This is a genomic window from Microbacterium sp. GCS4 (assembly GCF_001262495.1).
GTDB lineage: Bacteria > Actinomycetota > Actinomycetes > Actinomycetales > Microbacteriaceae > Microbacterium.
The window spans coordinates 122,056-145,948 of the sequence record NZ_LGYE01000005.1 but is presented as its reverse complement, the minus strand read 5'-3'; the positions used below and the strand labels follow the sequence as shown (position 1 = coordinate 145,948).

General features: G+C 68.9%; 25 protein-coding genes and 2 tRNA genes. 3 read left to right on the top strand and 24 right to left on the bottom strand.

Features of this window, described 5'->3' with window-relative positions; translation table 11 throughout:
* Positions 1–4: 4 nt before the first annotated feature.
* The 7 genes from deoC to AKH00_RS16145 all read right to left on the bottom strand — a co-directional run bounded on the left by deoC (position 5) and on the right by AKH00_RS16145 (position 5,606).
* On the bottom strand, positions 5–1,006 hold the full coding sequence (deoC, locus tag AKH00_RS16175) for a deoxyribose-phosphate aldolase (protein ID WP_050723800.1): 1,002 nt from the start codon (positions 1,004–1,006) through the stop codon (positions 5–7).
* Positions 1,003–1,938, bottom strand: coding sequence for a sugar-binding transcriptional regulator (locus AKH00_RS16170; RefSeq protein WP_050723799.1), 936 nt, complete (start codon positions 1,936–1,938; stop codon positions 1,003–1,005). Before AKH00_RS16170 ends, deoC begins: the two co-directional genes overlap by 4 nt.
* Positions 1,939–2,104: 166 nt before the next feature.
* Positions 2,105–2,746 (bottom strand): ATP-dependent Clp protease proteolytic subunit, encoded by a 642-nt coding sequence (locus AKH00_RS16165; protein ID WP_050723798.1) that lies wholly within the window; start codon positions 2,744–2,746, stop codon positions 2,105–2,107.
* A 17-nt stretch (positions 2,747–2,763) separates the two neighbouring features.
* A complete protein-coding gene (locus AKH00_RS16160; RefSeq protein WP_050723797.1) occupies positions 2,764–3,354 on the bottom strand; it encodes an ATP-dependent Clp protease proteolytic subunit in 591 nt (196 codons plus the stop codon).
* Positions 3,355–3,435: 81 nt separating this feature from the next.
* On the bottom strand, positions 3,436–3,930 hold the full coding sequence (locus AKH00_RS16155) for a tetratricopeptide repeat protein (protein WP_050723796.1): 495 nt from the start codon (positions 3,928–3,930) through the stop codon (positions 3,436–3,438).
* 81 nt (positions 3,931–4,011) lie between these two features.
* Positions 4,012–5,469, bottom strand: coding sequence for a trigger factor (tig, locus tag AKH00_RS16150; protein ID WP_050723795.1), 1,458 nt, complete (start codon positions 5,467–5,469; stop codon positions 4,012–4,014).
* A 63-nt stretch (positions 5,470–5,532) separates the two neighbouring features.
* Positions 5,533–5,606 (bottom strand) — tRNA-Pro (locus tag AKH00_RS16145).
* 108 nt (positions 5,607–5,714) lie between these two features.
* Here AKH00_RS16145 and AKH00_RS16140 point away from each other — a divergent pair.
* Together AKH00_RS16140 and AKH00_RS16135 are read left to right on the top strand one after the other, a co-directional pair.
* A tRNA-Gly gene (locus AKH00_RS16140) sits at positions 5,715–5,788 on the top strand.
* A gap of 109 nt (positions 5,789–5,897) precedes the next feature.
* Positions 5,898–7,115, top strand: a complete 1,218-nt coding sequence (locus AKH00_RS16135) for a hypothetical protein (RefSeq protein WP_050723794.1) — start codon at positions 5,898–5,900, stop codon at positions 7,113–7,115.
* A gap of 94 nt (positions 7,116–7,209) precedes the next feature.
* On the opposite strand, the gene AKH00_RS16130 is transcribed toward AKH00_RS16135, so the two are convergent.
* From AKH00_RS16130 to AKH00_RS16055, 16 genes are all read right to left on the bottom strand, one after another.
* Entirely contained in the window at positions 7,210–7,563 is a 354-nt protein-coding gene (locus tag AKH00_RS16130; protein WP_050723793.1) for an RNA polymerase-binding protein RbpA, read from the bottom strand.
* A complete protein-coding gene (gene secG / locus AKH00_RS16125) occupies positions 7,563–7,811 on the bottom strand; it encodes a preprotein translocase subunit SecG (protein WP_050723792.1) in 249 nt (82 codons plus the stop codon). Before secG ends, AKH00_RS16130 begins: the two co-directional genes overlap by 1 nt.
* Positions 7,812–7,896: 85 nt before the next feature.
* A complete protein-coding gene (gene tpiA / locus AKH00_RS16120; protein WP_050723791.1) occupies positions 7,897–8,688 on the bottom strand; it encodes a triose-phosphate isomerase in 792 nt (263 codons plus the stop codon).
* Positions 8,679–9,893 carry a phosphoglycerate kinase gene (locus AKH00_RS16115; RefSeq protein ID WP_050723790.1) on the bottom strand — a complete coding sequence of 405 codons (1,215 nt, stop codon included), beginning with the start codon at positions 9,891–9,893 and terminating at the stop codon, positions 8,679–8,681. The genes tpiA and AKH00_RS16115 overlap by 10 nt, the downstream gene beginning before the upstream one ends.
* Positions 9,894–9,903: 10 nt before the next feature.
* On the bottom strand, positions 9,904–10,914 hold the full coding sequence (gap, locus tag AKH00_RS16110) for a type I glyceraldehyde-3-phosphate dehydrogenase (RefSeq protein WP_050723789.1): 1,011 nt from the start codon (positions 10,912–10,914) through the stop codon (positions 9,904–9,906).
* Positions 10,915–11,028: 114 nt separating this feature from the next.
* Complete coding sequence (locus AKH00_RS16105; RefSeq protein WP_050723788.1) at positions 11,029–11,655, bottom strand: superoxide dismutase; 627 nt, start codon at positions 11,653–11,655, stop codon at positions 11,029–11,031.
* 187 nt (positions 11,656–11,842) lie between these two features.
* The gene (whiA, locus tag AKH00_RS16100; RefSeq protein ID WP_050723787.1) at positions 11,843–12,820 is read right to left on the bottom strand and encodes a DNA-binding protein WhiA; all 978 of its coding nucleotides are present in this window, start codon (positions 12,818–12,820) and stop codon (positions 11,843–11,845) included.
* Between the two features lie 68 nt (positions 12,821–12,888).
* Positions 12,889–13,761, bottom strand: a complete 873-nt coding sequence (gene rapZ / locus AKH00_RS16095; RefSeq protein ID WP_050723786.1) for an RNase adapter RapZ — start codon at positions 13,759–13,761, stop codon at positions 12,889–12,891.
* A gap of 31 nt (positions 13,762–13,792) precedes the next feature.
* A complete protein-coding gene (gene uvrC, locus AKH00_RS16090) occupies positions 13,793–15,712 on the bottom strand; it encodes an excinuclease ABC subunit UvrC (RefSeq protein ID WP_050723785.1) in 1,920 nt (639 codons plus the stop codon).
* Entirely contained in the window at positions 15,712–18,600 is a 2,889-nt protein-coding gene (gene uvrA, locus AKH00_RS16085; RefSeq protein ID WP_050723784.1) for an excinuclease ABC subunit UvrA, read from the bottom strand. Before uvrA ends, uvrC begins: the two co-directional genes overlap by 1 nt.
* 9 nt (positions 18,601–18,609) lie before the next feature.
* On the bottom strand, positions 18,610–19,194 hold the full coding sequence (locus AKH00_RS16080) for a hypothetical protein (RefSeq protein ID WP_152926230.1): 585 nt from the start codon (positions 19,192–19,194) through the stop codon (positions 18,610–18,612).
* Positions 19,191–20,507 (bottom strand): DUF58 domain-containing protein, encoded by a 1,317-nt coding sequence (locus AKH00_RS16075; protein ID WP_050723782.1) that lies wholly within the window; start codon positions 20,505–20,507, stop codon positions 19,191–19,193. The genes AKH00_RS16080 and AKH00_RS16075 overlap by 4 nt, the downstream gene beginning before the upstream one ends.
* The gene (locus AKH00_RS16070) at positions 20,504–21,472 is read right to left on the bottom strand and encodes an AAA family ATPase (protein ID WP_050723781.1); all 969 of its coding nucleotides are present in this window, start codon (positions 21,470–21,472) and stop codon (positions 20,504–20,506) included. Before AKH00_RS16070 ends, AKH00_RS16075 begins: the two co-directional genes overlap by 4 nt.
* Positions 21,462–21,986 carry a hypothetical protein gene (locus tag AKH00_RS16065; RefSeq protein WP_200903881.1) on the bottom strand — a complete coding sequence of 175 codons (525 nt, stop codon included), beginning with the start codon at positions 21,984–21,986 and terminating at the stop codon, positions 21,462–21,464. The genes AKH00_RS16070 and AKH00_RS16065 overlap by 11 nt, the downstream gene beginning before the upstream one ends.
* On the bottom strand, positions 21,983–22,738 hold the full coding sequence (locus AKH00_RS16060) for a DUF4129 domain-containing protein (RefSeq protein ID WP_050723780.1): 756 nt from the start codon (positions 22,736–22,738) through the stop codon (positions 21,983–21,985). Before AKH00_RS16060 ends, AKH00_RS16065 begins: the two co-directional genes overlap by 4 nt.
* A 63-nt stretch (positions 22,739–22,801) precedes the next feature.
* A complete protein-coding gene (locus AKH00_RS16055) occupies positions 22,802–23,242 on the bottom strand; it encodes a MarR family winged helix-turn-helix transcriptional regulator (RefSeq protein WP_050723779.1) in 441 nt (146 codons plus the stop codon).
* A gap of 45 nt (positions 23,243–23,287) precedes the next feature.
* On the opposite strand from AKH00_RS16055, the gene AKH00_RS16050 reads away from it, so the two are divergent.
* A complete protein-coding gene (locus tag AKH00_RS16050; RefSeq protein ID WP_050723778.1) occupies positions 23,288–23,530 on the top strand; it encodes a hypothetical protein in 243 nt (80 codons plus the stop codon).
* Between the two features lie 20 nt (positions 23,531–23,550).
* On the opposite strand, the gene AKH00_RS16045 is transcribed toward AKH00_RS16050, so the two are convergent.
* Entirely contained in the window at positions 23,551–23,883 is a 333-nt protein-coding gene (locus tag AKH00_RS16045) for a TfoX/Sxy family protein (protein WP_050723777.1), read from the bottom strand.
* Between the last annotated feature and the right edge of the window lie 10 nt (positions 23,884–23,893).

Sequence of the window (23,893 nt, the reverse complement as noted above, 5' to 3'; positions counted from 1 at the left end):
GCTCCTAGTCGATCGTGACGTAGTCGGGGCCGGAGTAATGGCCGGTGGTGAGCTTCTGGCGCTGCAGGAGCACATCGTTGAGCAGGCTCGACGCGCCGAAGCGGAAGAGGTGCGGCTGCAGCCACTCCTCACCCACGGTCTCAGCGACCGTGACGAGGTACTTGACGGCGTCCTTGGATGCGCGGATGCCGCCTGCGGGCTTCACACCGATGCGCTGCCCGGTGCCGCGATACCAGTCGCGGACCGTCTCGAGCATGAGCAGCGTGGTCGGCAGCGTGGCCGCCGGCTGCACCTTGCCCGTCGAGGTCTTGATGAAGTCGCCACCGGCCAGGATTCCGAGCCAGGAGGCGCGCTTGATGTTGTCGTAGGTGTTGAGCTCGCCGGTCTCGAGGATCACCTTGAGCGAGGCGTACGTGCCGTCCTCGCGGCGGCAGGCCTCCTTGACCTGAGCGATCTGGTCGAAGACGAGGCCGTAGCGCCCGGACAGGAACGCCCCGCGATCGATCACCATGTCGATCTCGTCGGCGCCTGCTGCGACCGCCTCGGCCGTGTCGGCGAGCTTGATCGCGAGCGAGGAGCGGCCGCTGGGGAAGGCCGTCGCGACCGCGGCGACGGAGATCAGTCCGTCGTCGGGGTCGCCGCGCATCGCACCGAGCGCCTCGGTCGCGAACGGGACCATGTCGCCGTACACGCAGACGGCCGCGACCTTGGGGGTCGTCGGGTCGGCGGCATCCGGGTTCTTGGCCTTGGCGACGAGCGAGCGCACCTTGCCGGGCGTGTCGGCTCCTTCGAGCGTCGTGAGGTCGATCAGACGGATGATCGTGTCGAGGGCCCAGGCCTTCGAGGTGGTCTTGATCGAGCGCGTGCCGAGGCCGGCCGCGCGCTGCTCCAGCCCCACGGCGTCGACGCCGGGCAGGCCGTGCAGGAAGCGGCGCAGTGTGGCGTCGTCCGGCTCACCGCCGAGGACGTCCACCGCCGTCCTGCGACTGAGTTCTTGGGTCGTCATCGTTCCTCCAACAATGCTCGTGCTGTGGTCTCATCGGTCACCAGGACGCTGCACAGGCCGCTCGTCACGACCGTGCGGGCGATGTCGTGCTTGGCGTCGCCCGCGGTCACGAAGATCGCCCGCTCCGCCGAGCGCAGGCGCGCGAGGTCGACGCCGACCGTGCGCGAGTCCAGCTGCGGGTCGACGATGTTGCCGTCGGCGTCGATGTACCGGCCGAGCACGTCGCCGACCGCACCGCGGCGCGCGAGCTCCTCGACGTCGGATGCCGACAGGTAGCCGTTCTCGACGTGCGCGGAGCTGGCGTCGCACGGACCGGCCGTGAACAGGAAGGCCTGTGCCTGCGCAGCCTCTTCGAGCACGGCCGCGACGGTGCGGTCGGATTCGATGGCCTGCTTGGTCTCGACGCGCTCGAGGATCGCCGGGCTGGGCAACAGTGACACGTGCCCGGAGGCGCGCTGCGCGATCGTGACGGCGAGACCCGCGGCCCCGCCGGAACGACGGTTCAGGCTCACTCCCCCGTTGAGCTGCACGACCGTGACTCCGGTCGCCCAGCCGTCGGGCAGGGCTTCGGCGACGGCGCGGAGCGTGCGGCCCCAGCTGACGCCGAGAGTGCGGGGCACGGGGCGCATGGCGCTCAGGTAGTCGGCGGCCGCCTGGGCGACGCGTTCGAGCGTGCCGTCGTCGCCATCCGGCGAGGGGACGACCACGGCGGCGGTGAGGCCGTGGCGTTCCACCAGATCGCGCTCGAGTCCGAGCCGTCGCGCGCGGGGGTGGATGATCTCGATGCGGACGATGCCGCGCTCGCGGGCCTGGGTCAGCAGGCGGCCGACCTTCCAGCGGGAGAGCTTGAGGAGGGCGCCGATCTCGTCCTGCGTCTTGTCCTCGTCGTAGTAGAGCTCGGCGACGCGGACCATCGTGAGTTCGTCTTCCACGGCATCCTCCTTCCTCATCAAGGGTACGACGGAATCACCGTTCGCGCACCCATCTGCTCATATGAGCAGTCAGGTGCCGTGGCGTCGCACATCCGACGGAGGGTGCGCCAGGACGCAGAAGAGGACGCCGACCCGAAGGCCGACGTCCTCTTCTGCAGCGACGAGGTCAGGCGCGCTTGCGCGAGCTCAGCACCTGGTCGACGATTCCGTACTCGTGCGCCTCGGACGCCGAGAGGATCTTGTCGCGGTCGATGTCGCGGTTGACCTGCTCCACCGACTTGCCGGTGTGGCGGGCCATGGTCTCCTCGAGCCAGGTGCGCATGCGGAGGATCTCCGCCGCCTGGATCTCGATGTCCGACGCCTGACCGTGACCGGCCTCACCCATCGCCGGCTGGTGCATGAGCACGCGGGCGTTGGGCAGCGCCAGGCGCTTGCCGGGGTGACCGGCGGCCAGCAGGACGGATGCCGCGGACGCGGCCTGTCCCAGCACGACGGTCTGGATCTGCGGCGCGACGTACTGCATCGTGTCGTAGATCGCCGTCATCGCTGTGAACGATCCGCCAGGCGAGTTGATGTACATCGTGATGTCGCGCTCGGAGTCCTGGCTCTCCAGCACGAGAAGCTGCGCCATCACGTCGTCGGCCGACGCGTCGTCGACCTGCACGCCGAGGAAGATCACGCGGTCCTCGAACAGCTTGTTGTACGGGTCCTGACGCTTGAAGCCGTAAGCCGTGCGCTCCTCGAACTGCGGGAGCACGTAGCGGCTGGAGGGCAGGTCACCGGCGGAGCGGAAGGTGGGTGTGTACATGAAGGGTCCTCTCGCTCTCAGTTGGCGTCCGTGCCGCCGCCGCCGATGACGTCGGTGGCGGACTCGCGGATGTGGTCGACGAAGCCGTACTCGAGGGCCTCTTCGGCGGTGAACCAGCGGTCGCGGTCGCCGTCCTCGTTGATCTGCTCGACGGGCTTGCCGGTCTGCGCCGCGGTGATCTCGGCGAGACGGTTCTTCATCGAGACGATCAGCTGAGCCTGGGTCTGGATGTCGCTGGAGGTGCCTCCGAAGCCGCCGTGCGGCTGGTGCAGCAGCACGCGGGCGTTCGGCGTGATGTAGCGCTTGCCCTTCGTGCCCGCGGTCAGCAGGAGCTGACCCATCGACGCGGCCATGCCGATGCCGACCGTCACGATGTCGTTCGGCACGAACTGCATCGTGTCGTAGATCGCCATGCCGGCCGTGATCGACCCGCCGGGCGAGTTGATGTACAGGTAGATGTCCTTCTCCGAGTCCTCTGCGGCGAGAAGAAGGATCTTCGCGCAGATCTCGTTGGCGTTCTCGTCACGCACCTCTGATCCCAGCCAGATGATGCGGTCCTTCAACAGCCTGTCGAAGACGCTCGTCGCGAGGAGGGGTTCTGCAGCCATGTCAGCTCCTGATTCCGTGTTTCAGTGATTCGAATCTACCGGCGACAACGCAGCCCCCAGGCCGTGTTCGCCGTCGGCATATCAGGTGTCGAGTCCCGCGATCTCGTGCGCGTACGCCGTCATCGAACGGTGGTATCTCGGCAGGTGCGGGACGAGGGCGAGCAATGCCACCGACAGCCCGGTCGCCGGACGCCCCGCGCTCGCGAGGATCAGGGCGTGCACGGTCGCGACCGCGTCGCGATAGGGGCCGTCGGCGGAGAGCCGCTCCTCCTCCACGATGACCGCGAGCGCCTCATCGTAGGCGCCGAGGTTGCGCAGGGAGCTCGCGAGCTGGATCACGCACTGGGGGCGGTGCTCCTCGTCGAGCCCGAGCGCGAGCGCGCGACGGTAGAGCTCGACCGCCTCGGCCGGGCGTCCGGCGGAATCCCTGGCGCCCGCACGCTCGAACTCCGCGCGGGCATCGTCATTTCCCCGCTCCGCCGCCAAAGCGTCGATCCGTCCGATCGTGACATCGCCGACCTCCTCGCCCGAGGCATCGGCCCAGACCTCGTCGATCCGCTCATCCCAGCTCTTCATGTCTTCTCCTCACGAGGTCGACTGCCATGAGAAAGGGGCGGATGCCGCAGCATCCGCCCCTTCGCACGTGATCGGATCCGATCACTCGGCCTTGTCGGCCGCCTTCTTGGCCGGAGCCTTCTTGGCGGCGGGCTTCTTGGCGGCAGGCTTCTCGTCGCCCTCGGCAGCGTCGACCTTCTTGGCTGCTGCCTTCTTCGCGGGAGCCTTCTTGGCGGGCTTCTCCTCGGCCGGAGCCTCGGTGACCTCGTCGGCGGCGTCGTCATCGGTCACGACGAAGTCCGAGAGATCGACGGCCTTGCCGTTGCTGTCGACGACCTTGACCTTGCCGAGAGCGATCGCGAGCGCCTTGTTGCGGGCGACCTCGCCGACCAGGGCGGGGAGCTGGTTCGAGGACTGCAGCGCCTCGACGAACTCCTGCGGGGCCATGCCGTACTGCGCGGCGGACTGGATGAGGTACTGCGAGAGCTCCTCCTGCGAGACCTGCACGTCGGCCTGCTCGGCGATCGTGTCGAGCAGCACCTGCGTGCGGAACTGCTTCTCGCTCGCCTCGGTGACCTCGGCGCGGTGCACCTCGTCCTCCAGGCGACCCTCGCCCTCGAGGTGGTTGTGGACCTCGTCCTCGATGAGCTGCGGCGGGACGGGGATCTCGATCTTCTCGAGCAGCGTCTCGACGAGCTTGTCGCGTGCGGCGGACCCCTGCGTGAAGACGCCCTGCTGCGCGACGCGCTCGGCGAGGCTCGCGCGGAGCTCGCCGATCGTGTCGAACTCGCTCGCGATCTGCGCGAAGTCGTCGTCGGCCTCGGGGAGCTCGCGCTCCTTGACGGCCTTGACCGTGACGGACACCTCGGCCTCGGAGCCGGCGTGGTCGCCACCCACGAGGGAGGAGCGGAACGTCGTGTCCTCGCCGGCGGTCAGCGACTCGATCGCGTCGTCGATGCCCTCGAGCAGCTCGCCCGAGCCGACCTCGTAGGACACGCCCTCGGCGCGGTCGATCTCGGCGCCGTCGATCGTGGCGACGAGGTCGAGTTCGACGAAGTCACCCTTGGCCGCGGGGCGGTCGACGGGGACGAGCGTGCCGAAGCGGGCGCGCATGTTGTCGAGTTCGGCGTCGAGAGCCGCATCGTCGGCCTCGACGGCATCGACGGTCAGAGTGATGCCCTCGTAGTCGGGCAGCTCGATGTCGGGACGCACGTCGACCTCGACGTCCACGAGCAGGTCGCCCGAGAAGTCCTTCTCGTTCGGCCACTGCGTGATGTCGGCCGAGGGACGGCCGACCACGCGGAGCTTGTGCTCCGTGGTCGCCTCGCGGAAGAACTTGTCGAGGCCCTCGTTGACGGCGTGCTCGATGACGGCGCCGCGGCCGATGCGCTGGTCGATGATCGGCGCCGGGACCTTGCCCTTGCGGAAGCCGGGGATCTGGACGTCCTGCGCGATGTGCTCATACGCGTGCGCGATGCTGGGCTTGAGGTCGTCCGGGGTGACCGTGATGGTGAGCTTGACCCGGGTCGGGGTCAGCTTCTCGACGGTGCTGTTCGCCATGCTGGTGTGTTCTCCTTGTGGTTTCCGCGCTGAATCGCGGCTGTCAGGCTTTGTCGAGCCGTGTCGGGGCGACAGGAGTTGAACCTGCGACCTCCCGCTCCCAAAGCGGGCGCTCTACCAAGCTGAGCTACGCCCCGGGGAATCCGCGCGCAGATTCAGCCCCAGCGAGTCTAACGGACGAGAGCACCCTCGTCTGTCCGCTATGATCGAACAGTCGGTGCGATGCTCCTCGGAGTCGCCGCTCCGGGGGTGTAGCTCAATGGTAGAGTCTCAGTCTTCCAAACTGATTGCGCGGGTTCGATTCCCGTCACCCCCTCCACGTCACGAAGGCCCCCGCAGCTCCTGCGGGGGCCTTCGATGTTTTCTGCGGTCGATGGACGTTCTTCTGGCAGAGTCGTCTTGAGCAGGTTCTCATCGGAGGTTCCCGTATGTCCGTGCCCGCAGACATCACCGCCCCGCCGCGCGGCGGCCATGCGCTCCCCGCGCACATCGTCGGCGCGTCCGCCGGCGGCTCCCCCGCTGCGCGCTCGCGCCGACGGCCGCGCCGAGGGATCGTGCTCGGCGTCGCGGGGGCTGTGGTGATCGCAGGGGCGCTCGGCGCCGTCCAGGTCACGGCGAACCTCGGCTACGACGACGCGGCATCCGGGTTCGACGACGCGTACGAGTCGACGCAGAGCTCCTTCTCCGCGCTCGACGGTGCGACCGCGCAGCTGGCGGAGACCACCGAGGTCGCGAACCAGCTCGTCGCGGCGGACGCGGGGACCCTCACCGACCCCACCGCGAAGGAGACGCTGAACGCGGCGGTCGCCGCCGCCGGAGAGACGCAGTCCACGGCGCACGGGCTCCTCGCCGCCGAACTGCCGGATGCCGGCGAGAAGCCGGCCTTCTTCTGGGACCTCTTCGGCGCGACCGAGCAGCTGCACGCGCAGACCGCACACCTCGAGGGCCTCGCCGAGGACGCGGACGCCGAGTCCCCCGCCGTGGGCGATGCGGATGCCGCGATCGACGGCGCCGGAATGGCCTACCTCGGCACCGCGGCGACCGCGGCATCCGCCTTCGAGGCGGCTCATCTGTCGGCACGCAACGACGATGTGATCGCCCTGCGCGAGGCCGCCGGCACGCTGTCGCTGTCCACGACACTCGACACCACCAGCATCGACTCCTTCCTCGCGCTCCAGGACGCAGCGAACCAGGTCGTCGCCTCCGAGCAGGCCGAGCTCGCGGAGAAGGGCGGACCGCTGCTGAACGCCCGTCTGGAGGTGGAGGCGTTCGCGCGCTCGCTCGCCCCTGGCGTGCTGCTGGAGTTCGACTGGAACCCCATCGTCAACAACGCGGGATTCAACGGCAGCATGGGCGGTCTCACCACCTGGTGGTGGGATGAACCCGACCGCGCCGTGATCGAGCTGTCGAACTCCGTGGCGGAGCAGTGGCCCGCCGAGCGCAGCAGGGCACTGGTGGCCCACGAGGTCGGTCATGCGATCAGCGTCAAGTGCGAGGACATGTACGACTCGTCGACGCAGGACAGCATCGAGAAGTGGGCGACCGCCTGGGCCATCAGCATGGGCTTCACGGACGACGCCAACGGGGTCTGGGCCTACGGCTATCCCCCGCAGTCATACATCGACGCGGCCTACGGCTGCCGCTGATCACCCGCATCCTCGAGACGAGAAGAGGCCGTCGCGATCGGATCGCGACGGCCTCTCCCGTGATGTCGGATCGAGGTCACTGACCTCGGCGAGGTCACTGACCCCGGCGCTCCCGCAACTGCGTCAGCGCGTCCTCGAGGAGCTGGACGGCCTCCTCGTCGGTGCGACGCTCCTTCACGTAGGCGAGGTGCGTCTTGTAGGGCTCGGTCTTCGCGAGCGCCGGCGGATTCGCCTTGTCGCGGCCGGCCGGGAGCCCGCTCTGCGGGTGATCGATCGTCTCCGGGATCTCCTCTTCGGGGAGGCCGGCGGCGAAGTAGCGGACGGTCTCGTTGCCGAGGCCGTCCCAGTACGACACGGCGATGCGGTCGGCGTGATAGCCGTGGTCCTGCTCGCCCATGGGGCCGGAACCGACGCGGGTCCCGCGGATCGCGTTTCCACCGGTAGCCATCAGATCACCTCGAACTTCGTGATGAGACCGAGCGCGACGATCGCCACGAACCACGCCAGGGCGAGGATCACCGTGAAGCGGTTGAGGTTGCGCTCTGCGAGGCCGGAGGATCCGACCGCCGTCGACATGCCGCCGCCGAACATGTCGGACAGCCCGCCGCCGCGCCCCTTGTGGAGCAGGATGAGGAGGGTCAGCAGGACGCTGGTGATACCCAGCACGACCTGCAGGACGAACTCGAGAATTTCCACGAGGAAGAGCCTTTCGCTGGGGCACGACTGCCCCCGTAACGGTCAAGTATACGGTGCGACGGGGCCGGAGCCCCGCCGCACTCGCTCACACCCCGACGTGCTTCTCGAAGCGGATGATCGCCGCGAACTCGTCGACCACGAGGCTCGCACCGCCGACGAGAGCACCGTCGACGTCGGGCTCGCGCATGAAGCTCGCGATGTTCGCGGCCTTCACCGATCCTCCGTAGAGGATGCGCGTGCGCGCTGCAGCCTCGTCACCGAGCTTCGCCGCGATGACGGCGCGAAGAGCGGAGCACACTTCCTGCGCCTGGTCCGGCGAGGCGACCTGACCGGTTCCGATCGCCCAGACCGGCTCGTACGCCACCACGATGTCATCCGAGGCGGAGACCGCGCCGAGCGCGATCTCGAGCTGAGCGACCGAGACCGCTGTGGGCCCGGATTCCTCGCGCTGAGCCAGCGTCTCGCCGACGCAGATCACCGGAGTCAGACCGTGCTTGATCGCGGCCTTCGTCTTCGCCGCCACGACCTCGTCGCTCTCCGCGTGGTATTCGCGGCGCTCCGAGTGACCGATGATGACGTACTTCGCGTCGAGCTTCGCGAGGAACGCGCCGGACACCTCGCCGGTGTAGGCGCCCGAGTCGTGCGCCGAGACGTCCTGAGCGCCCAGGGCGAAGGGGATCTTGTCGGCGTCGATCAGCGTCTGCACGCTGCGGATGTCGGTGAAGGGCGGGAACACCGCGACCTCGACCGACCCGTCCTCGTGCTTGGCGTCCTTGAGCGTCCAGTGGAGCTTCTGCACGAACGCGACCGCCTGCAGGTGGTCGAGGTTCATCTTCCAGTTGCCCGCAATCAGCGGGGTGCGGGTGTTCACTGCCATCCGAGGACCTCCAGGCCGGGTAGTTTCTTGCCCTCGAGGAACTCGAGGCTCGCGCCGCCGCCGGTCGAGATGTGACCGAAGCGCTCGTCCGCGAAGCCGAGCTGACGCACGGCCGCCGCAGAGTCGCCGCCGCCGACGACGCTGAGGCCGTCGACCTCGGTGAGCGCCTGGGCGACGGTCTTCGTACCGCTCGCGAAGGCCGGGAACTCGAACACGCCCATGGGGCCGTTCCAGAACACGGTCTTCGAACTGCGGATGACCTCCGCGAACCGCGCAGCGGTCTCGGGGCCGATGTCGAGTCCGATTCCGGAGGCGCCGAACGCGGTGTCCTCGATCGCGTCCGCGGCCGCGACCTCATGCTCGGCGTCGGCCGAGAACGAGGACGCCACGACGACATCGGTCGGGAGCACGAGCTCCACGCCGCGCTCCTTCGCCTCGGCGATGTAGCCGCGGACGGTGTCGAGCTGGTCCTCTTCGAGGAGGCTCGACGCGACCGCATGACCCTGCGCCTTGAGGAACGTGAACAGCATCCCTCCGCCCACGAGGATGCGATCCACGCGCGGCAGGAGGTGCGAGATCACACCGAGCTTGTCGCTGACCTTCGAACCGCCGAGGACGACCGCGTACGGCCGCTCCGGGTTCTCGGTCAGACGGTCGAGCACGTCGAGCTCGGTCGCGATCAGCAGGCCGGCGGCGGACGGCACCAGCTCTGCGAGGTCGTAGACGCTCGCCTGCTTGCGGTGCACCACACCGAACCCGTCGGAGACGAGCACGTCTCCCAGCTCCGCGAGCTGAGCCGCGAAGGCGCCGCGCTCGGCGTCGTCCTTCGAGGTCTCCCCCGGGTTGAACCGCAGGTTCTCGATGACGACGACGCCGCCGTCCTCGAGCGAGTCCACGGCCTCGTGAGCCGACTCGCCCACCGTGTCGCGCGCGAACGCGACGGGCTTGCCGAGCAGCTCGGACAGTCGCTGGGCGACCGGCGCGAGGCTGTACTGCGGGTCGGGCGCCCCATCGGGGCGACCGAGGTGCGAGCAGACGACGACGCGGGCTCCCGCGTTGATCAGGGCGTTCAGGGTCGGCAGCGAGGCGCGGACACGGCCATCGTCCGTGATGATCCCGTCCCGGAGCGGGACGTTGAGATCACAACGGACGATGACGCGCTTGCCCTCGAGCGAACCCAGCGAATCCAGGGTGCGCAGAGTCATGAGGCGTGTCTCAGAGACGCTCTGCCACGTACTCGGTCAGGTCGACGAGACGGTTGGAGTAGCCCCACTCGTTGTCGTACCAGCTGGAGACCTTGACCAGGTTGCCGCTCACGTTGGTGAGGGTCGAGTCGAAGATCGACGAGTGCGGGTTGTGCACGATGTCGCTCGACACGATCTGGTCGGCGTTGTACTGGAGGTAGCCCGCGAGACGACCGTCGGCCGCTGCCTTCTTGTACGCCTCGTTGACCTCCTCGACCGTGAGGTTCTCGCGGTCGGTGACGAGCGTGAGGTCGACGATCGAGCCGGTGGGGACCGGGACGCGGTACGACGAGCCGCTGAGCTTGCCGTTGAGCTCCGGGAGGACCTCGCCGATCGCCTTGGCTGCACCCGTGGAGGCCGGGGTGATGTTGATCGCGGCGGCGCGCGCACGACGCAGGTCGCTGTGCGGACCGTCCTGCAGGTTCTGGTCGGCCGTGTACGCGTGCGCGGTCATCATGAAACCGCGGTCGATGCCGAACTCGTCGTTGAAGACCTTGGCGAGCGGCGCGAGGCAGTTCGTGGTGCACGAGGCGTTCGAGATGATGTTGTGCGCGGCGGGGTCGTAGGTGTCCTCGTTCACGCCCATCACGAAGGTCGCGTCGACGCCCGTGCCGGGAGCCGAGATGAGGACCTTCTTCGCGCCGGCCTCGATGTGCTTCTTGGCCAGCTCCGCCTTCGTGAAGAAGCCGGTGGACTCGATCACGATGTCGACGCCCAGCTCACCCCAGGGGAGGTTCGCGGGGTCGCGCTCGGCGAACGCCTTGATGGCCTTGCCGTTGACCGTGATGCTGTCGTCGTCGTAGCTGATCTCGGCGTCGAGCACGCCGCCGACCGAGTCGTACTTCAGCAGGTGCGCCAGGGTCTTGTTGTCGGTGAGGTCGTTGACCGCGACGATCTCGAGGTCAGCGCCCTGCGCGAGAGCCGCGCGGAAGTAGTTGCGTCCGATGCGGCCGAAGCCGTTGATACCGATCTTGACAGACACTCAGGTCTCCCTGTTTCTCGTGCGCGGTGCGCAGCAATCGTGCAGCGCGATGCGCGGGGGTTTTTGGCTGAGATGGCGTCCCGACGAGACCAGGCCCGTCGGGACGCGACCCGATTACGACAGTACCAGCAGGCCGTTCGTCTTCTCGCGGGCGACCTCGAGGCGCTGGGCGACGTTCTCCCAGTTCGCGATGTTCCAGGCTGCCTTCACGTAGTCGGCCTTCACGTTGAGGTAGTCGAGGTAGAAGGCGTGCTCCCACATGTCGAGCTGGAACAGAGGAATCGTCCCCTGCGCGGTGTTCGCCTGCTGGTCGAACAGCTGCTGGATGATGAGGCGCTGACCGATCGAGTCCCAGCTCAGCACGGCCCAGCCGGAGCCCTGGATGCCGGTGGCGGCGGCGGTGAAGTGGGCCTGGAACTTGTCGAAGGATCCGAAGTACTCGTCGATCGCGGCCTTGAGTTCGCCTTCGGGCTGACCGCCGCCGTTCGGCGAGAGGTTCGTCCAGAAGATCGAGTGGTTGACGTGGCCGCCCAGGTTGAATGCGAGGTCCTTCTCGAGCTTGTTGACGTTCGCGAGATTGCCGCTCTCACGGGCCTCGGCAAGCTGCTCGAGTGCGGTGTTCGCGCCGGCGACGTACGTGGCGTGGTGCTTGTCGTGGTGCAGCTCCATGATCTTGCCGCTGATGTGCGGCTCGAGGGCTGCGAAGTCGTAGGGAAGGTCGGGGAGCGTGTAGGTCGCCATGTCGCTTTTCATCCAATCCGCGCCGCGCCGCGGCGCTTGTCGGTCCTCCGCGACGCCGAAGTGCGGTGCGGAGCGGACGTAACACATCCTAGTGACGACAACACGTCGCCGTCCTCGATCCTTCCGCCGTATGACGAAGAGAGGCGGACCCTTGACAGGGGCCACCTCTCTTGCGTATCGCGTCGCGTCAGACGTCGAGGCCTGCCGGCACTGCGGCTTCGGTCCCGGGAATGCCCTCCTGCTGGGCGCGCTTGTCGGCCATGGCGAGCAGACGACGGATGCGGCCGGCGACGGCATCCTTGGTCATGGGAGGGTCGGCGTGGTGGCCGAGCTCGTCGAGGCTCGCGTCACGATGAGCGAGCCGGAGCTCTCCTGCGACCTTGAGATGGTCGGGCACCTCGTCGGCGAGGATCTCGAGAGCGCGCTCGACGCGCGCGCATGCGGCGACAGCGGCCTGCGCCGAGCGGCGCAGGTTCGCGTCGTCGAAGTTCACGAGCCGGTTGACGCCCGCGCGCACCTCGCGGCGCTGGCGCATCTCCTCCCAGGCGACGGCGGTCTTCTGAGCGCCCATCTCGGCGAGGATCGTGCGGATCGCCTCGCCTTCGCGCACGACGACGCGCGGCATGCCGCGCACCTCCCGCGCCTTGGCGGCCACACCCAGGCGGTGGGCGGCGCCGACGAGCGCCATGGCGGCCTCCGACGTCGGACAGGCCACTTCGAGCATGGCGGAGCGGCCGGGCTCGCTGAGCGTTCCCGCGGCGAGGAAGGCACCGCGCCACAGACCTGCGACCTCGGCGCGGGAGCCGGTCGTCAGGCGGTTCGGGAGTCCCCGGACGGGGCGGCGTCGCTGGTCGAGCAGACCGGTCTGACGCGCCAGGGTCTCCCCCGCGGCGATCACCCGAACGGCCCAGCGGGCGCCGTCGCTGGAGGCGCTCGACTGCACCTGGGCGATCTCCGGGCGGACCCCGTAGATCTCGGCGAGGTCGCGGGCCACGCGTTGGGCGAGCACCTCCGCGTCCACCTCCGCTTCGACGGCGACACGGCCGGCGATGGAATGCAGCCCGCCGGCGAATCGCAGGATCGAGGTGACCTCCGCGACGCGCACCGTCGGGGGTGCGTTGCGGATGCTGACGAGCTCAGCCTTGACGTCGGTGGTTAGTGCCACGGGACTCCTTCACGATGACGCGTCGGGTCGCGACGCAAACCTCCAGCCTAGTCGGCCGAGGACCCCTGCTATTCCCTGCCGAGGTCGCGGTGCCGCACGTTCACGGCGACGCCGGGGACCGATGCGAGACGGCGTGCGAGTTCCTCGACCATCGCGACGGAACGGTGTTTGCCTCCCGTGCAGCCGATGGCGACCGTGGAGTGGCTCTTGTTCTCGCGCTGATAGCCCTCGAGCACGGGGGTGAGGGCGGCGGTGTACGCGTCGAGGAACTCGGAAGCTCCCTGGCGCGACAGGACGTACTCCTTGACCTCCTCATCCTGGCCGGTGAGCCCACGGAGCTCCTCGTTCCAGAACGGGTTGGGGAGGAACCTCATGTCGGCGACGAGGTCGACGTCGGTGGGGAGTCCGTACTTGAAGCCGAAGCTCAGGAGCGTGACGCGGTGACGCGGTGCCCCCTCCTCGGCGAACAGCTCCGACACCTGCGTCGCGAGCTGGTGGATGTTGAGCGCCGAGGTGTCGATCACGATGTCGGCGGCCTCGCGGATCGGCGCGAGGCGAGAGCGCTCACTGCGGATGCCGTCGAGCAGGGTCCCGTCCCCCTGGAGCGGGTGCGGGCGTCGCACCGATTCGAAGCGGCGGACGAGCACATCGTCGGACGCATCGAGGAAGAGCACCCGCACGGAACCGCGTGATCGGAGCGCGCGGGCCACTCCGGGGAAGTCGTCGAAGAGGTTGCGTCCCCGGACGTCGACCACCGCGGCGACCTTGGGGAGCGCTGTGCCGCCCATGTCGGTGAGGTCGAGCAGGGGGCGCAGGATCTGCGGGGGCAGATTGTCGACCACGTACCAGCCAAGGTCCTCCAGCGCATTGGCCACGGTCGTGCGCCCGGCGCCCGACATGCCCGTGACGATGAGGAACTCGCCCTTGTCCCCGTCAGTCATCGTTACTCCTTCTCCCCCCGCCGCGACCAGCCTAGCGAGTAGCGGCCTGCCGGGTGGCGAGATGGGAGTGGATGTTCTGCGCGAGGACGGGCCCGATGCCCTGGACCTCCTCGATCTGCCCGGGCTCGGCCGCCCGCAGTGCCGTGACCGACCCGAAGTGCTTGAGCAGGACCTTGATGCGCGATGCTCCGAGACCGGGGACCTCGGCGAGCACGCTCGTGATGTCGTTCCGCCGCCTCTTGCGCTGGTGGGTGATCGCGAAGCGGTGGGCTTCGTCGCGCAGCCGCTGCAACAGGTAGAGCGCCTCGCTGGTGCGCGGGAGGATCACGGGGAAGTCGTCGCCGGGCAGCCAGATCTCCTCGAGTCGCTTCGCGATGCCGCACACCGCGATCTCGATGTGGCCCGCGTCGCGAAGCGCGCGGGCGGCGGCTTCGACCTGCGGTCGGCCACCATCGACGAGCAGCAGCTGCGGCGGATAGGCGAACCGCGGCTTGCGCTTGACGGTCGCCTCCCCGACGTCTTCGCCGACGATCTCGTCGGTCGTGGGGTCGATGACCTCGATCTCCTCCGGGCGGTCGAGGTAGGCGAGGCGTCGGCGCAGCACCTGGTACATCGAGTCGGTGTCGTCGGTCGTCTCCGCGATGTTGAACGAGCGGTACTGGTCTTTGCGGGGAAGACCGTCTTCGAAGACGACCATCGAGGCGACCACGTTCGTGCCACCGAGGTGCGAGATGTCGAAGCACTCGATGCGCAGCGGGGCCTCGCTCATGCCGAGCGCCTCCTGCAGGTCGGTGAGCGCCTGGGTGCGCGCGACGTAGTCACTGGTGCGCCTGGTCTTGTGCCGGATGAGCGCCTGCTGGGCGTTGATCGTCGCGGTGCGCATGAGGTCGGCGCGTTGTCCTCGCTGCGCGACGGCGATCTCGACCTTGCGCCCGCGGCGCTCGCGCAGCCACTCCTCGAGCTCCGCCGCGTCGTCGGGAAGCGTGGGCACGAGGATGCGCCGCGGCACGTCCTGTGCGTCGCCGTACGCCCGCTGCAGCACCTGGTCGACGAGGTCGGCGGAGGAGATGTCGATCTCTTTCTCGATCGTCATGGCCCGTACGCCGCGCACGCGCCCGCCGCGGATGGTGAAGTGCTGCACGGCGGCGGCCAGCTCGTCCTCGGCGATGCCGAACAGGTCGGCGTCCTCGTCGGCCGCGAGCACGAGCGCGCTCTTGCCGAGCACTGCTTCGATCGCCGAGAGCTTGTCGCGGTACTTCGCGGCGGCCTCGTAGTCCATGGCGGCCGAGGCGGCCAGCATCCGCTTTCTCAGGTCGCGCGTGAATCGCTCGTCACCGCCGGCCATGAACGCGACGAAGTCGTCGACCATGGCACGGTGCTCTTCGATCGTGACGGTCATGGAGCAGGGTCCGCCGCACTTGCCGATCTGGCCGGGGAAACACGGCCGGCCGGTCTGCATCGCCCTCTTGTAGCTGGCGTCGCTGCACGTGCGGATCGGAAACGCCTTGACCATGAGGTCGATCGTCTCGTGCACGGCCCACACCTTGGGGTACGGGCCGAAGTAGCGTGCGCCGGGGATCTTCCTGTTCCGGGTGACGATCACCCTCGGTGCTTCATCGCCGAGCGTGACCGCCATGAACGGATACGACTTGTCGTCTTTGTAGCGGACGTTGAACGGCGGATCGAACTCCTTGATCCACATGTACTCCAATTGCAGGGAATCGACGTCGGTCGGGACGACCGTCCATTCCACCGATGCCGCAGTCGTGACCATGCGTCGCGTGCGCTCGTGCAGGGTCCGCAGAGGCGCGAAGTAGTTCGACAGGCGCTGACGCAGGTTCTTCGCCTTGCCGACGTAGAGCACTCGTCCTGCCGCGTCACGGAACCTGTACACGCCGGGGTCGGTCGGGATCTCGCCCGCCCTCGGCCTGTACGGCAGCACGTCGGCCATCAGCTGGCCTTCCGCGCGGAGCGCCCCTCACCCAGGATCTCCGCGAGGAACTGACCCGTGTGGCTCTCCTCGACTCGGGCGATCTGCTCGGGGGTCCCGGTCGCGAGGATCTCTCCACCGCCGGAGCCGCCCTCGGGTCCGAGGTCGATCACCCAGTCGGCCGACTTGATGACGTCGAGGTTGTGCTCGATCACGATCACGGTGTTGCCCTTGTCGACGAGTCCGTTCAGCACCTCGAGTAGTTTGCGGACGTCTTCGAAGTGCAGACCCGTCGTGGGTTCGTCCAGTACGTAGATGCTGCGTCCGTTGCTGCGGCGCTGGAGTTCGGTCGCGAGCTTCACGCGCTGCGCCTCGCCACCGGACAGGGTCGTCGCGGACTGTCCGAGGCGCACGTAGCCGAGACCTACGTCGACGAGCGTCTTCATGTAGCGGTGAATCGCCTGAATGGGCTCGAAGAACTCCGCCGCCTCGGCGATCGGCATCTCGAGCACCTCAGCGATGTTCTTGCCCTTGTAGTGCACGGCCAGGGTGTCGCGGTTGTAGCGCTTGCCGTGGCACACTTCGCAGTCGACGTACACGTCGGGAAGGAAGTTCATCTCGATCTTGATCGTGCCGTCGCCCGAGCACGCCTCGCAGCGCCCGCCCTTGACGTTGAAGCTGAAGCGCCCGGGCTGGTAGCCGCGCACCTTCGCCTCGGGGGTCTCGCTGAACAGCGTGCGGATGCGGTCGAACACGCCCGTGTAGGTCGCCGGGTTCGATCGCGGGGTGCGTCCGATCGGCGCTTGATCGACGTGCACGACCTTGTCGAGGTTGTCGAGCCCCGACACGCGCGTGTGCTTACCCGGCACCGTGCGCGCGCCGTTCAGCCGCGAGGCGAGCACCTGATAGAGGATGTCGTTCACGAGCGAGGATTTGCCCGAACCGCTCACGCCGGTGACGGCGGTGAGGACGCCGAGCGGGAAGTCCACGCTCACGTTCTTGAGGTTGTTCTCCCTCGCGCCCACGACGCTCACCTTGCGCTTCTTGTCGAGCTTGCGTCGCTTGCTCGGGGTCGGGATCTCTCGTGCGCCCGACAGGTACTCCCCCGTCATCGACGCGGAGTCACCGAGAAGCGCCGAGTACGGCCCGGAGTGCACGACCTCGCCGCCGTTGACCCCCGCACCGGGGCCGATGTCGACGACCCAGTCGGCCGCCTCGATCGTCTCCTCGTCGTGCTCGACGACGATGAGCGTGTTCCCGAGGTCGCGAAGTTTGATGAGCGTGTTGATGAGTCGACGGTTGTCGCGCTGGTGCAGGCCGATCGACGGCTCGTCGAGCACATAGAGGACACCGGTGAGCCCGGAGCCGATCTGCGTGGCGAGACGGATGCGCTGCGCCTCGCCGCCCGAGAGCGATCCGGCGGAGCGGCTGAGATTCAGGTACGACAGGCCGACCTGCAGCAGGAAGTCGAGGCGGAGGCGGATCTCGCGGAGCACCTGCGCCGCGATCTTCGCCTCGCGCTCGCTCAGAGTCAGGGTCTCCATGAAGTCGCGTGCGTCGGCGAGGCTCAGGTGCGAGACCTCGGCGATCGAGTGGCCGTGCACCTGCACCGCGAGCACCTCGGGCTTGAGGCGGTTGCCGTCGCACACGGGGCACGGGACCTCGCGGAGGTACTCCCCCCACCGGGCACGCTGCGTGTCGGACTCGGCCTGCGCGTACTGGCGCTCGATGTAGGGCACGACGCCCTCGAAACCCGAGGCGTAGCGCATCTCGCGACCGTAGCGGTTCTTCCACTTGACGGTCACCTTGTAGTTGTCGCCGCGCAGGATCGCGTCCTGCACGTCCACCCGGAGGTCCTGCCAAGGGGTGTCGAGCGAGAAGTTCAGGTCGGCGGCCAGTCCCTCGAGCAGACGCTCGTAGTACTGGAAGAGCCCCTTGCCCTGCGTGGTCCACGGGATGATGGCGCCCTCGCGGATCGAGAGCTCCTCGTCGCCGAGCATGAGGTCGACGTCGACCGACATGCGCGTACCCAGACCCGAGCAGGCCGGGCATGCGCCGAAGGGAGCGTTGAACGAGAAGGTGCGCGGCTCGATCTCGGTGAGGCTCAAGGGATGCCCGTTCGGGCACGCGAGCTTCTCGGAGAACGACTGCCACGCGGCATCCCCCTCCTCGTCGACGTAGTTGACCTGCACCACGCCGCCGGCGAGCCCCAGCGCGGTCTCCACGGAGTCCGTGACGCGGCCGAGGATGTCGTCGGAGGCCACGAGGCGGTCGACGACGACGGCGATGTCGTGCTTGTAGCTCTTCTTGAGCGTGGGCGGCTCGGCGAGCTGGATGAGGTCGCCGTCGACGATCGCGCGCGAGTACCCCTTGGCGCCGAGCTCGCGGAAGAGGTCGACGAACTCGCCCTTCTTCTGCGAGACGATCGGCGCGACGATCTGATAGCGGGTCCGCTCGGGCAGGCCCATGAGCTGGTCGGCGATCTGCTGCACCGTCTGGCGCTGGATGCGCTCACCGCACTCCGGGCAGTGCGGGATGCCGATGCGCGCCCAGAGGAGTCGCATGTAGTCGTAGATCTCGGTGATCGTGCCCACGGTCGATCGCGGGTTGCGGTTGGTCGACTTCTGGTCGATCGACACCGCCGGGCTCAGACCCTCGATGAAGTCGACGTCGGGTCGGTCGACCTGACCGAGGAACTGACGCGCGTACGCGCTCAGCGACTCGACGTAGCGGCGCTGTCCTTCCGCGAAGATCGTGTCGAACGCGAGGCTCGACTTTCCCGACCCCGACAGGCCGGTGAACACGACGAGCGAGTCACGCGGGATGTCGATGTCGACGTTCTTCAGATTGTGGACGCGGGCACCGCGAACGCTGAGTTTTCCTGGGGTTGCAACCGGGACGATAGGCACCGGACAAGTCTACGAGGGGCCACGGACATTGGCTCCGCCGGGGCTGGGAGCCACCTCCGAGATCCGCTCGTCTCGGGCGATGTCCGCCCGTCGCAGACTGCGCAGCGCGAATGCGATCCCGAGCACGAGGGCAGCCGCCGCGATCGGCGCGACCCATCCGACGCCGGTCGGGAGACCGCGCCCGGACAGGAGGGCGATGCCCAGCGCGAGAGGCTGGGAGATCAGCTGGATCACGGCGAGGCGGCGGAGCGACGCGCCGAGCACGCGCAGCGACAGTCGCGATCGGACCGGGATCACGAGGGAGAGGCCCGCGCACACGTGGATCGCGTGCACGAGCAGCACGGCCAGGGCGGTGCGGGCGATGCTCGGTTCCCCGAGAAGAACCCCGAAAGGCAGACAGGCCGCCGCTCCCCACGCCGCCATCGAGACAGGCAGGAGGACGGACGCGACAGCGAGGACGATCGCGATGCCCTGCCAGAGCGGGAACGGCATGAGCACGAGAGCACCGACCGCGACGAAGGCGACCACGAGGAGCCGCGGCACGATGCCGGGGATCGCCGCAGGGACGCGGAACGACTGTGCTCGCGCCTTCATCGGCGCCCCGCCCGCGCCCGCTGCTGCCGGAGAGCCGCGAGGCGCATCCCGGTGTCCCGGTCCGTCGCCCATCGCACGACCTCGATCCCCGCGTGCTGCAGTTCGGCGAGGACCTCGGTCCGTTCAGCGAGCAGCGTGCGCATCGCCACCGTCTGCTCCGGGGTCAGGCGCACGGCATCGAGTTCCGGGAGGGTGTCCACGGCGACCACGGCGTGGCCGGACGCCCGCCAGCGCGACGCCAGCTGCGCCGCGATGCCGTCGAAGAACGTCGACAGCACGAACACGATCGATCCCACGGGGACGACCGGAGAGCGACGGTAGCGGGTGCCGTCCGCACCGGTGCCGGTCGCCGAGATCGCTCCGCTCAGTCGGGCAAGATGCCGGGGACCGCTGCCCGACCGGAGTCCCTGCCCTCCGCTCGCGAGCGCGTGATAGGCGACCCGGTCCCCGGCGGCGATCGCAGTCGCGGCGATCGACAGCGCGGCCTCGCGTCCGAGGTCGAGCGAGGTGACGCCGCTGCGCTCGGGGTCGCCGGAGCCCCATGCGGCGACCGAGGAACCGAGGTCGTCGACGGTGTCGAGCGCCACGACGACCGAGGAGTCGCTCAGCGCGTCCGTGCGGCGCACGAGCAGATCTCCCGGGCGACGCGCGGCGCGGGCGGTCGCCCGCCAGTCGATGCGACGAAGCTCGTCACCGGGCGCGAAGGCGCGGATGTCGCGGAAGTCGCCTCCCTCCCCCGAACGCGCGCCGGGATGCCCTCCGTGGAGGCCCAGGAGGCGAGGGGCGAGCGGCAGCCGCCCCACGTCGTGTCGTCTCGGCGGGACGCGCCAGTCGAGCGAGACCCGCTCCCCGACCCCGGAGGCCCAGGCACCGTCGACGGAGATCGAGCGCCCGGTCACCGCGAGCAGCTCGACCGGTCCCGAGTGCAGCGGGCGGGTCGAGGTGGTGACGACGCCGCGCCCGGGCGGCACGTCGACGAGGCCCGCCCGGCGTCCACCCTGGTCCACCGCGAGCTGGATCCAGTCGAGGTCGGCGGGAGCCTGCACGTCGACCGCACCGCACACCTCGGCTCCCGTCTCCCCGTCGGCGGTGCGCGCCCGCAACGCGACGCTCACGGAGGCGCTCGTCGGGCGCCGCAGCAGCGCCCACGTCGATGCGAGGGCGAGCGGGAGTCCGATCGCGACCAGGTCGGCTCGGGACATCGCAAGACCGACGACGGCGACCAGCGCCGAGCCGATGATGCCGACGGCCACCACCGGACTCCGGTGCCATCGCACCGGCATCCGCGACTCGGACCGGACCTCCTCCGTCATCGTGCGACGGATGCGGTGGGTGGGACGGGTGTCTGCGCGAGCGCGGCCTCGACGACCGAGGCGGGATCCGTGCCCTGCGCCCAGGCCTGCGGAGTGAGCGTCAGCCGATGTGCGAGCACCGGGACCGCGATGCGCTTGACGTCGTCGGGGCGCACGTAGTCACGTCCGTCGAGAGCCGCCAGCGCACGACCGAGCAGCACGAGCGCCTGCGAACCGCGGGGCGAAGCTCCCACCGAGACCGTCGCGGCCGTCCGGGTCGCGCGAGCCAGATCGACGCAGTACGCGATCACATCCGCATCGACGTGGATGCGCTCGACGGCATCCTGGATGCCGCGGAGCTGCGCGCTGTCGACGACGGGCTCCACGGGCGCATCGGCACTGCGCCTCCTGATCCGCTCCGAGACGATCCGCGACTCGTCGTCGGTCGTGGGGTAGCCGACCGACAGCCTGACCATGAAGCGGTCCAACTGCGCCTCGGGCAGCGCGTACGTCCCTTCGTACTCGATCGGGTTGGACGTGGCGATCACGTGGAAGGGATCGGCGAGCGCGTGTCGGACGCCGTCGACGGTGACCTGACGCTCCGCCATCGCCTCGAGCATCGCTGATTGGGTCTTGGGCGTCGTGCGGTTGATCTCGTCCGCGAGCAGTAGTCCCGTGAAGATGGGCCCCGGTCGGAACTCGAACGATCCCGTGGCGGGGACGTACACCGACGAGCCTGTGACGTCGCCCGGAAGCATGTCAGGCGTGCACTGCAGACGCCGGAAGTCGAGCCCGAGCGCTGCGGCGAGGCTTCGGGCGGCGAGCGTCTTGCCGAGTCCGGGAACGTCCTCGAACAGCACGTGACCACCGGCGAGGATGCTCGCGAGCGCGAGCGTCAGGGGTTCGTCCATGCCCACGACGGCGGTGCGCACCCCCTCCAGGATGCGGCGTCCGGCGGCGGCGATGTCGACGGTCTCAGCGGTCATGCGTTCTCTCCTGGGCGGTGGGGTCGGTCAGTGTGCGGGCATCGCCGGGTGGCGAGCCCTGTTCGGGGAGGCGGTCGAGCGCGTCGAGGACTCTCTCGACATCCGCGCCGCGCACCTCTCTCGCGCGGATCAGGTCGAGGACGCCGGTACCGAGGAGCTCATCGATGCGCAGCCGATCCGCGGGGTCCTCGGGGTCGAGTCCGTGGCGGGCGAGCCGACGTCGCAGCACGCGGTCGACCCGACGGATCACCGCGTGGCCTGCGATGCCCGTGCGGCTGTTGATCGACCAGGCGAGCCGGGACACGTCCGAGCCCTGCGCGGAGCTCGATGGCGCGGGCGGAGGCCAGGCCCCGCTCTCGTCGACGAGCGTCGGGCGGGTGAGGAGCATGAGCGCGACCGCCAGCAGCGCCCAAGAAAGGGCGAAGTCGTAGGGCGCGCCGACGGCGGTCAGCAGCAGAGGTACGGCGACGACGAGAACGGCGCCGACCACGAGTACGAGGATCCTCCGCCTCATCGCCATCCCTCCTCGATCGATCGCAGACACTGCGCGGCCACCTCACGATCGTGCTCCGTCGTGACGAGTCCCCCGAAGCGCACGTCCTCGTACAGCCGCAGCAGTCGTGCGACCTCGCGGGTGATCGACGCGCGTCGCGCGAGGATGCGCACCGTGAACTCCGCTGCCGTCTCCGACGCGCCACGGATGACCCCGGCATCCGCGGCGGATTCCTCGAGACCGATCCAGGCGGCGACGATCGCGTCCGCGGGGATGTCGTCCCGCTCGATCGCGACGCGCGCTTCGGCGATCCCCCGACGGATCTCGACCGCATCCGGAGCATCCGTCGGCGCGGGCTCTGCGGCGACGGCACCCACGGCGACGTCCGCGCCGCCGCGACGACGCAGACGGCGCCCGTGCCACAGGCTCATCAGGGTGCGTACCAGGAGGCGGAGTCCGAAGAACAGGACGAGGAGGATCACCGCGCCGATGACAATGGCCACGACGGCCGTGAGGATCGTCAGGACGATCGAATCCTGCGGAGGTTCGAACTCGGGCAGCCCCGATGTCGTCGGAGCAGGCTCGGGCACCGGAGTCGTGGTCGGGAGCGGCTCGGCGTCGTCTGCCGTACGGAAGATCGGATGTCCTTGGACCGCGGCAGCGAGCATGAGGACCGCGAAGAAGCCGGCGACGGCGAGAAGCGGAAGCGCGAGGCCCGTTCGTCGCGCGACATCGGTTGTCCGCGGGTTCTCGGGCGGGACGGTGCGCGACATGCCTCCACCCTAGGTGGATGCTCGGCGACAGCTCGGACCCTGTGGACGGTGTCGGCGGAGCGGTCAGGCGTCCTGTCGTCGCCCCGCGAACCTCGACAGCCCGTCGCGCAGCGCGGATATCTGGTCGATGTCCATGCCCACGGCCGCCATGACCTGATGGGGCACGTCGAGTGCCCGCTCGCGCAACGCCCGTCCGGCGTCCGTGAGCGCGATGTCGAGCCGGCGCTCGTCCTGCGCGCTGCGCTGCCGGGTCACGAGTCCGTCGGACTCGAGACGCTTCACGAGCGGAGAAGCGGTGGCCGGGTCGAGCGCGAGGTCGGCCGCGAGGTCGTTCAACGGGCGCGGCGCCTTCTCCCACAGCGCCAGCATGACCAGGTATTGCGGATGCGTGAGCCCGAGCGGCTCGAGGATCGGCCGGTAGATCGCCACGACGTTGCGTGCCGCCGTGACCACGGCGAAGCACAGTTGATTGTCCAGCTTCAGCAGGTCGTCTCGGGTCGACATGCGATCGACTATACATGCCCCCTAATAGTTAGTACACTAAGCAACATGACGAGCCCCGATGAGCGCCCTCCCCTCCGCGACAGGATCCGCGAGGCCGGCGGGCTGTACTCGTGGATCAACACGAACCTCATCCGCTTCGCCGGCCCGGCGTCGGTCGGACCGTACGAGAAGACGCCTCCGCCGAGCGCCGCGGAGCGCGCGGAACGAGGATGCCCGCTGTGCGGAGCCCCTATGACGCAGCACGAGATCGACCGCTCGGGGCCCAAGCCGTTGGTGCACTGCCCCTGAGCACGGGGGTCAGCGGCGGGTCAGTGCAGACCTGAGGCGTCCTCTCGAGCGACGTCGAGCCAGAAGGCGAGCGCCTCGTCGTCGGCGGTCGCGCTCGGCGAGACGTCGAGCCACCCCGTGCCCATGGTCCGCGGTCCCATGACCGCGGTCGCCACGCCGGGTCGTGTGACCAGCGCCGCGCCGTTCTCCTCCTGCACTCGCACGAGCAGCACGCCTCCTGAGCGAGCGCCGACGAGGATGTGCCCGTCGACGAGGAAGGCGCGGGTGCCGAACATCCGCTTCTCCTCGACGTCACCCCCGAACGTCAGCAGCGCGCGCACCCGATCGGCGAGTTCCTCTCCGGCGGCATCCATCGCGGTCCCT

Excerpts from the sequence above, each read along its gene's own strand:
- AKH00_RS16055 (WP_050723779.1), bottom strand. The coding sequence starts at position 23,242 with ATGTCGACCCGAGACGACCTGCTGAAGCTGGACAATCAACTGTGCTTC.
- rapZ (WP_050723786.1), bottom strand. The coding sequence starts at position 13,761 with ATGACTGACGGGGACAAGGGCGAGTTCCTCATCGTCACGGGCATGTCG.
- tig (WP_050723795.1), bottom strand. The coding sequence starts at position 5,469 with ATGGCGAACAGCACCGTCGAGAAGCTGACCCCGACCCGGGTCAAGCTC.
- AKH00_RS16075 (WP_050723782.1), bottom strand. The coding sequence starts at position 20,507 with ATGACGGAGGAGGTCCGGTCCGAGTCGCGGATGCCGGTGCGATGGCAC.
- AKH00_RS16165 (WP_050723798.1), bottom strand. The coding sequence starts at position 2,746 with ATGTACACACCCACCTTCCGCTCCGCCGGTGACCTGCCCTCCAGCCGC.
- AKH00_RS16115 (WP_050723790.1), bottom strand. The coding sequence starts at position 9,893 with ATGACTCTGCGCACCCTGGATTCGCTGGGTTCGCTCGAGGGCAAGCGC.
- AKH00_RS16130 (WP_050723793.1), bottom strand. The coding sequence starts at position 7,563 with ATGGCTACCGGTGGAAACGCGATCCGCGGGACCCGCGTCGGTTCCGGC.
- uvrC (WP_050723785.1), bottom strand. The coding sequence starts at position 15,712 with ATGGCCGACGTGCTGCCGTACAGGCCGAGGGCGGGCGAGATCCCGACC.
- AKH00_RS16050 (WP_050723778.1), top strand. The coding sequence starts at position 23,288 with ATGACGAGCCCCGATGAGCGCCCTCCCCTCCGCGACAGGATCCGCGAG.
- tpiA (WP_050723791.1), bottom strand. The coding sequence starts at position 8,688 with ATGGCAGTGAACACCCGCACCCCGCTGATTGCGGGCAACTGGAAGATG.
- AKH00_RS16045 (WP_050723777.1), bottom strand. The coding sequence starts at position 23,883 with ATGGATGCCGCCGGAGAGGAACTCGCCGATCGGGTGCGCGCGCTGCTG.
- AKH00_RS16160 (WP_050723797.1), bottom strand. The coding sequence starts at position 3,354 with ATGGCTGCAGAACCCCTCCTCGCGACGAGCGTCTTCGACAGGCTGTTG.
- AKH00_RS16065 (WP_200903881.1), bottom strand. The coding sequence starts at position 21,986 with ATGAGGCGGAGGATCCTCGTACTCGTGGTCGGCGCCGTTCTCGTCGTC.
- deoC (WP_050723800.1), bottom strand. The coding sequence starts at position 1,006 with ATGACGACCCAAGAACTCAGTCGCAGGACGGCGGTGGACGTCCTCGGC.
- AKH00_RS16080 (WP_152926230.1), bottom strand. The coding sequence starts at position 19,194 with ATGAAGGCGCGAGCACAGTCGTTCCGCGTCCCTGCGGCGATCCCCGGC.
- AKH00_RS16105 (WP_050723788.1), bottom strand. The coding sequence starts at position 11,655 with ATGGCGACCTACACGCTCCCCGACCTTCCCTACGACTTCGCAGCCCTC.
- AKH00_RS16155 (WP_050723796.1), bottom strand. The coding sequence starts at position 3,930 with ATGAAGAGCTGGGATGAGCGGATCGACGAGGTCTGGGCCGATGCCTCG.
- AKH00_RS16070 (WP_050723781.1), bottom strand. The coding sequence starts at position 21,472 with ATGACCGCTGAGACCGTCGACATCGCCGCCGCCGGACGCCGCATCCTG.
- AKH00_RS16135 (WP_050723794.1), top strand. The coding sequence starts at position 5,898 with ATGTCCGTGCCCGCAGACATCACCGCCCCGCCGCGCGGCGGCCATGCG.
- AKH00_RS16060 (WP_050723780.1), bottom strand. The coding sequence starts at position 22,738 with ATGTCGCGCACCGTCCCGCCCGAGAACCCGCGGACAACCGATGTCGCG.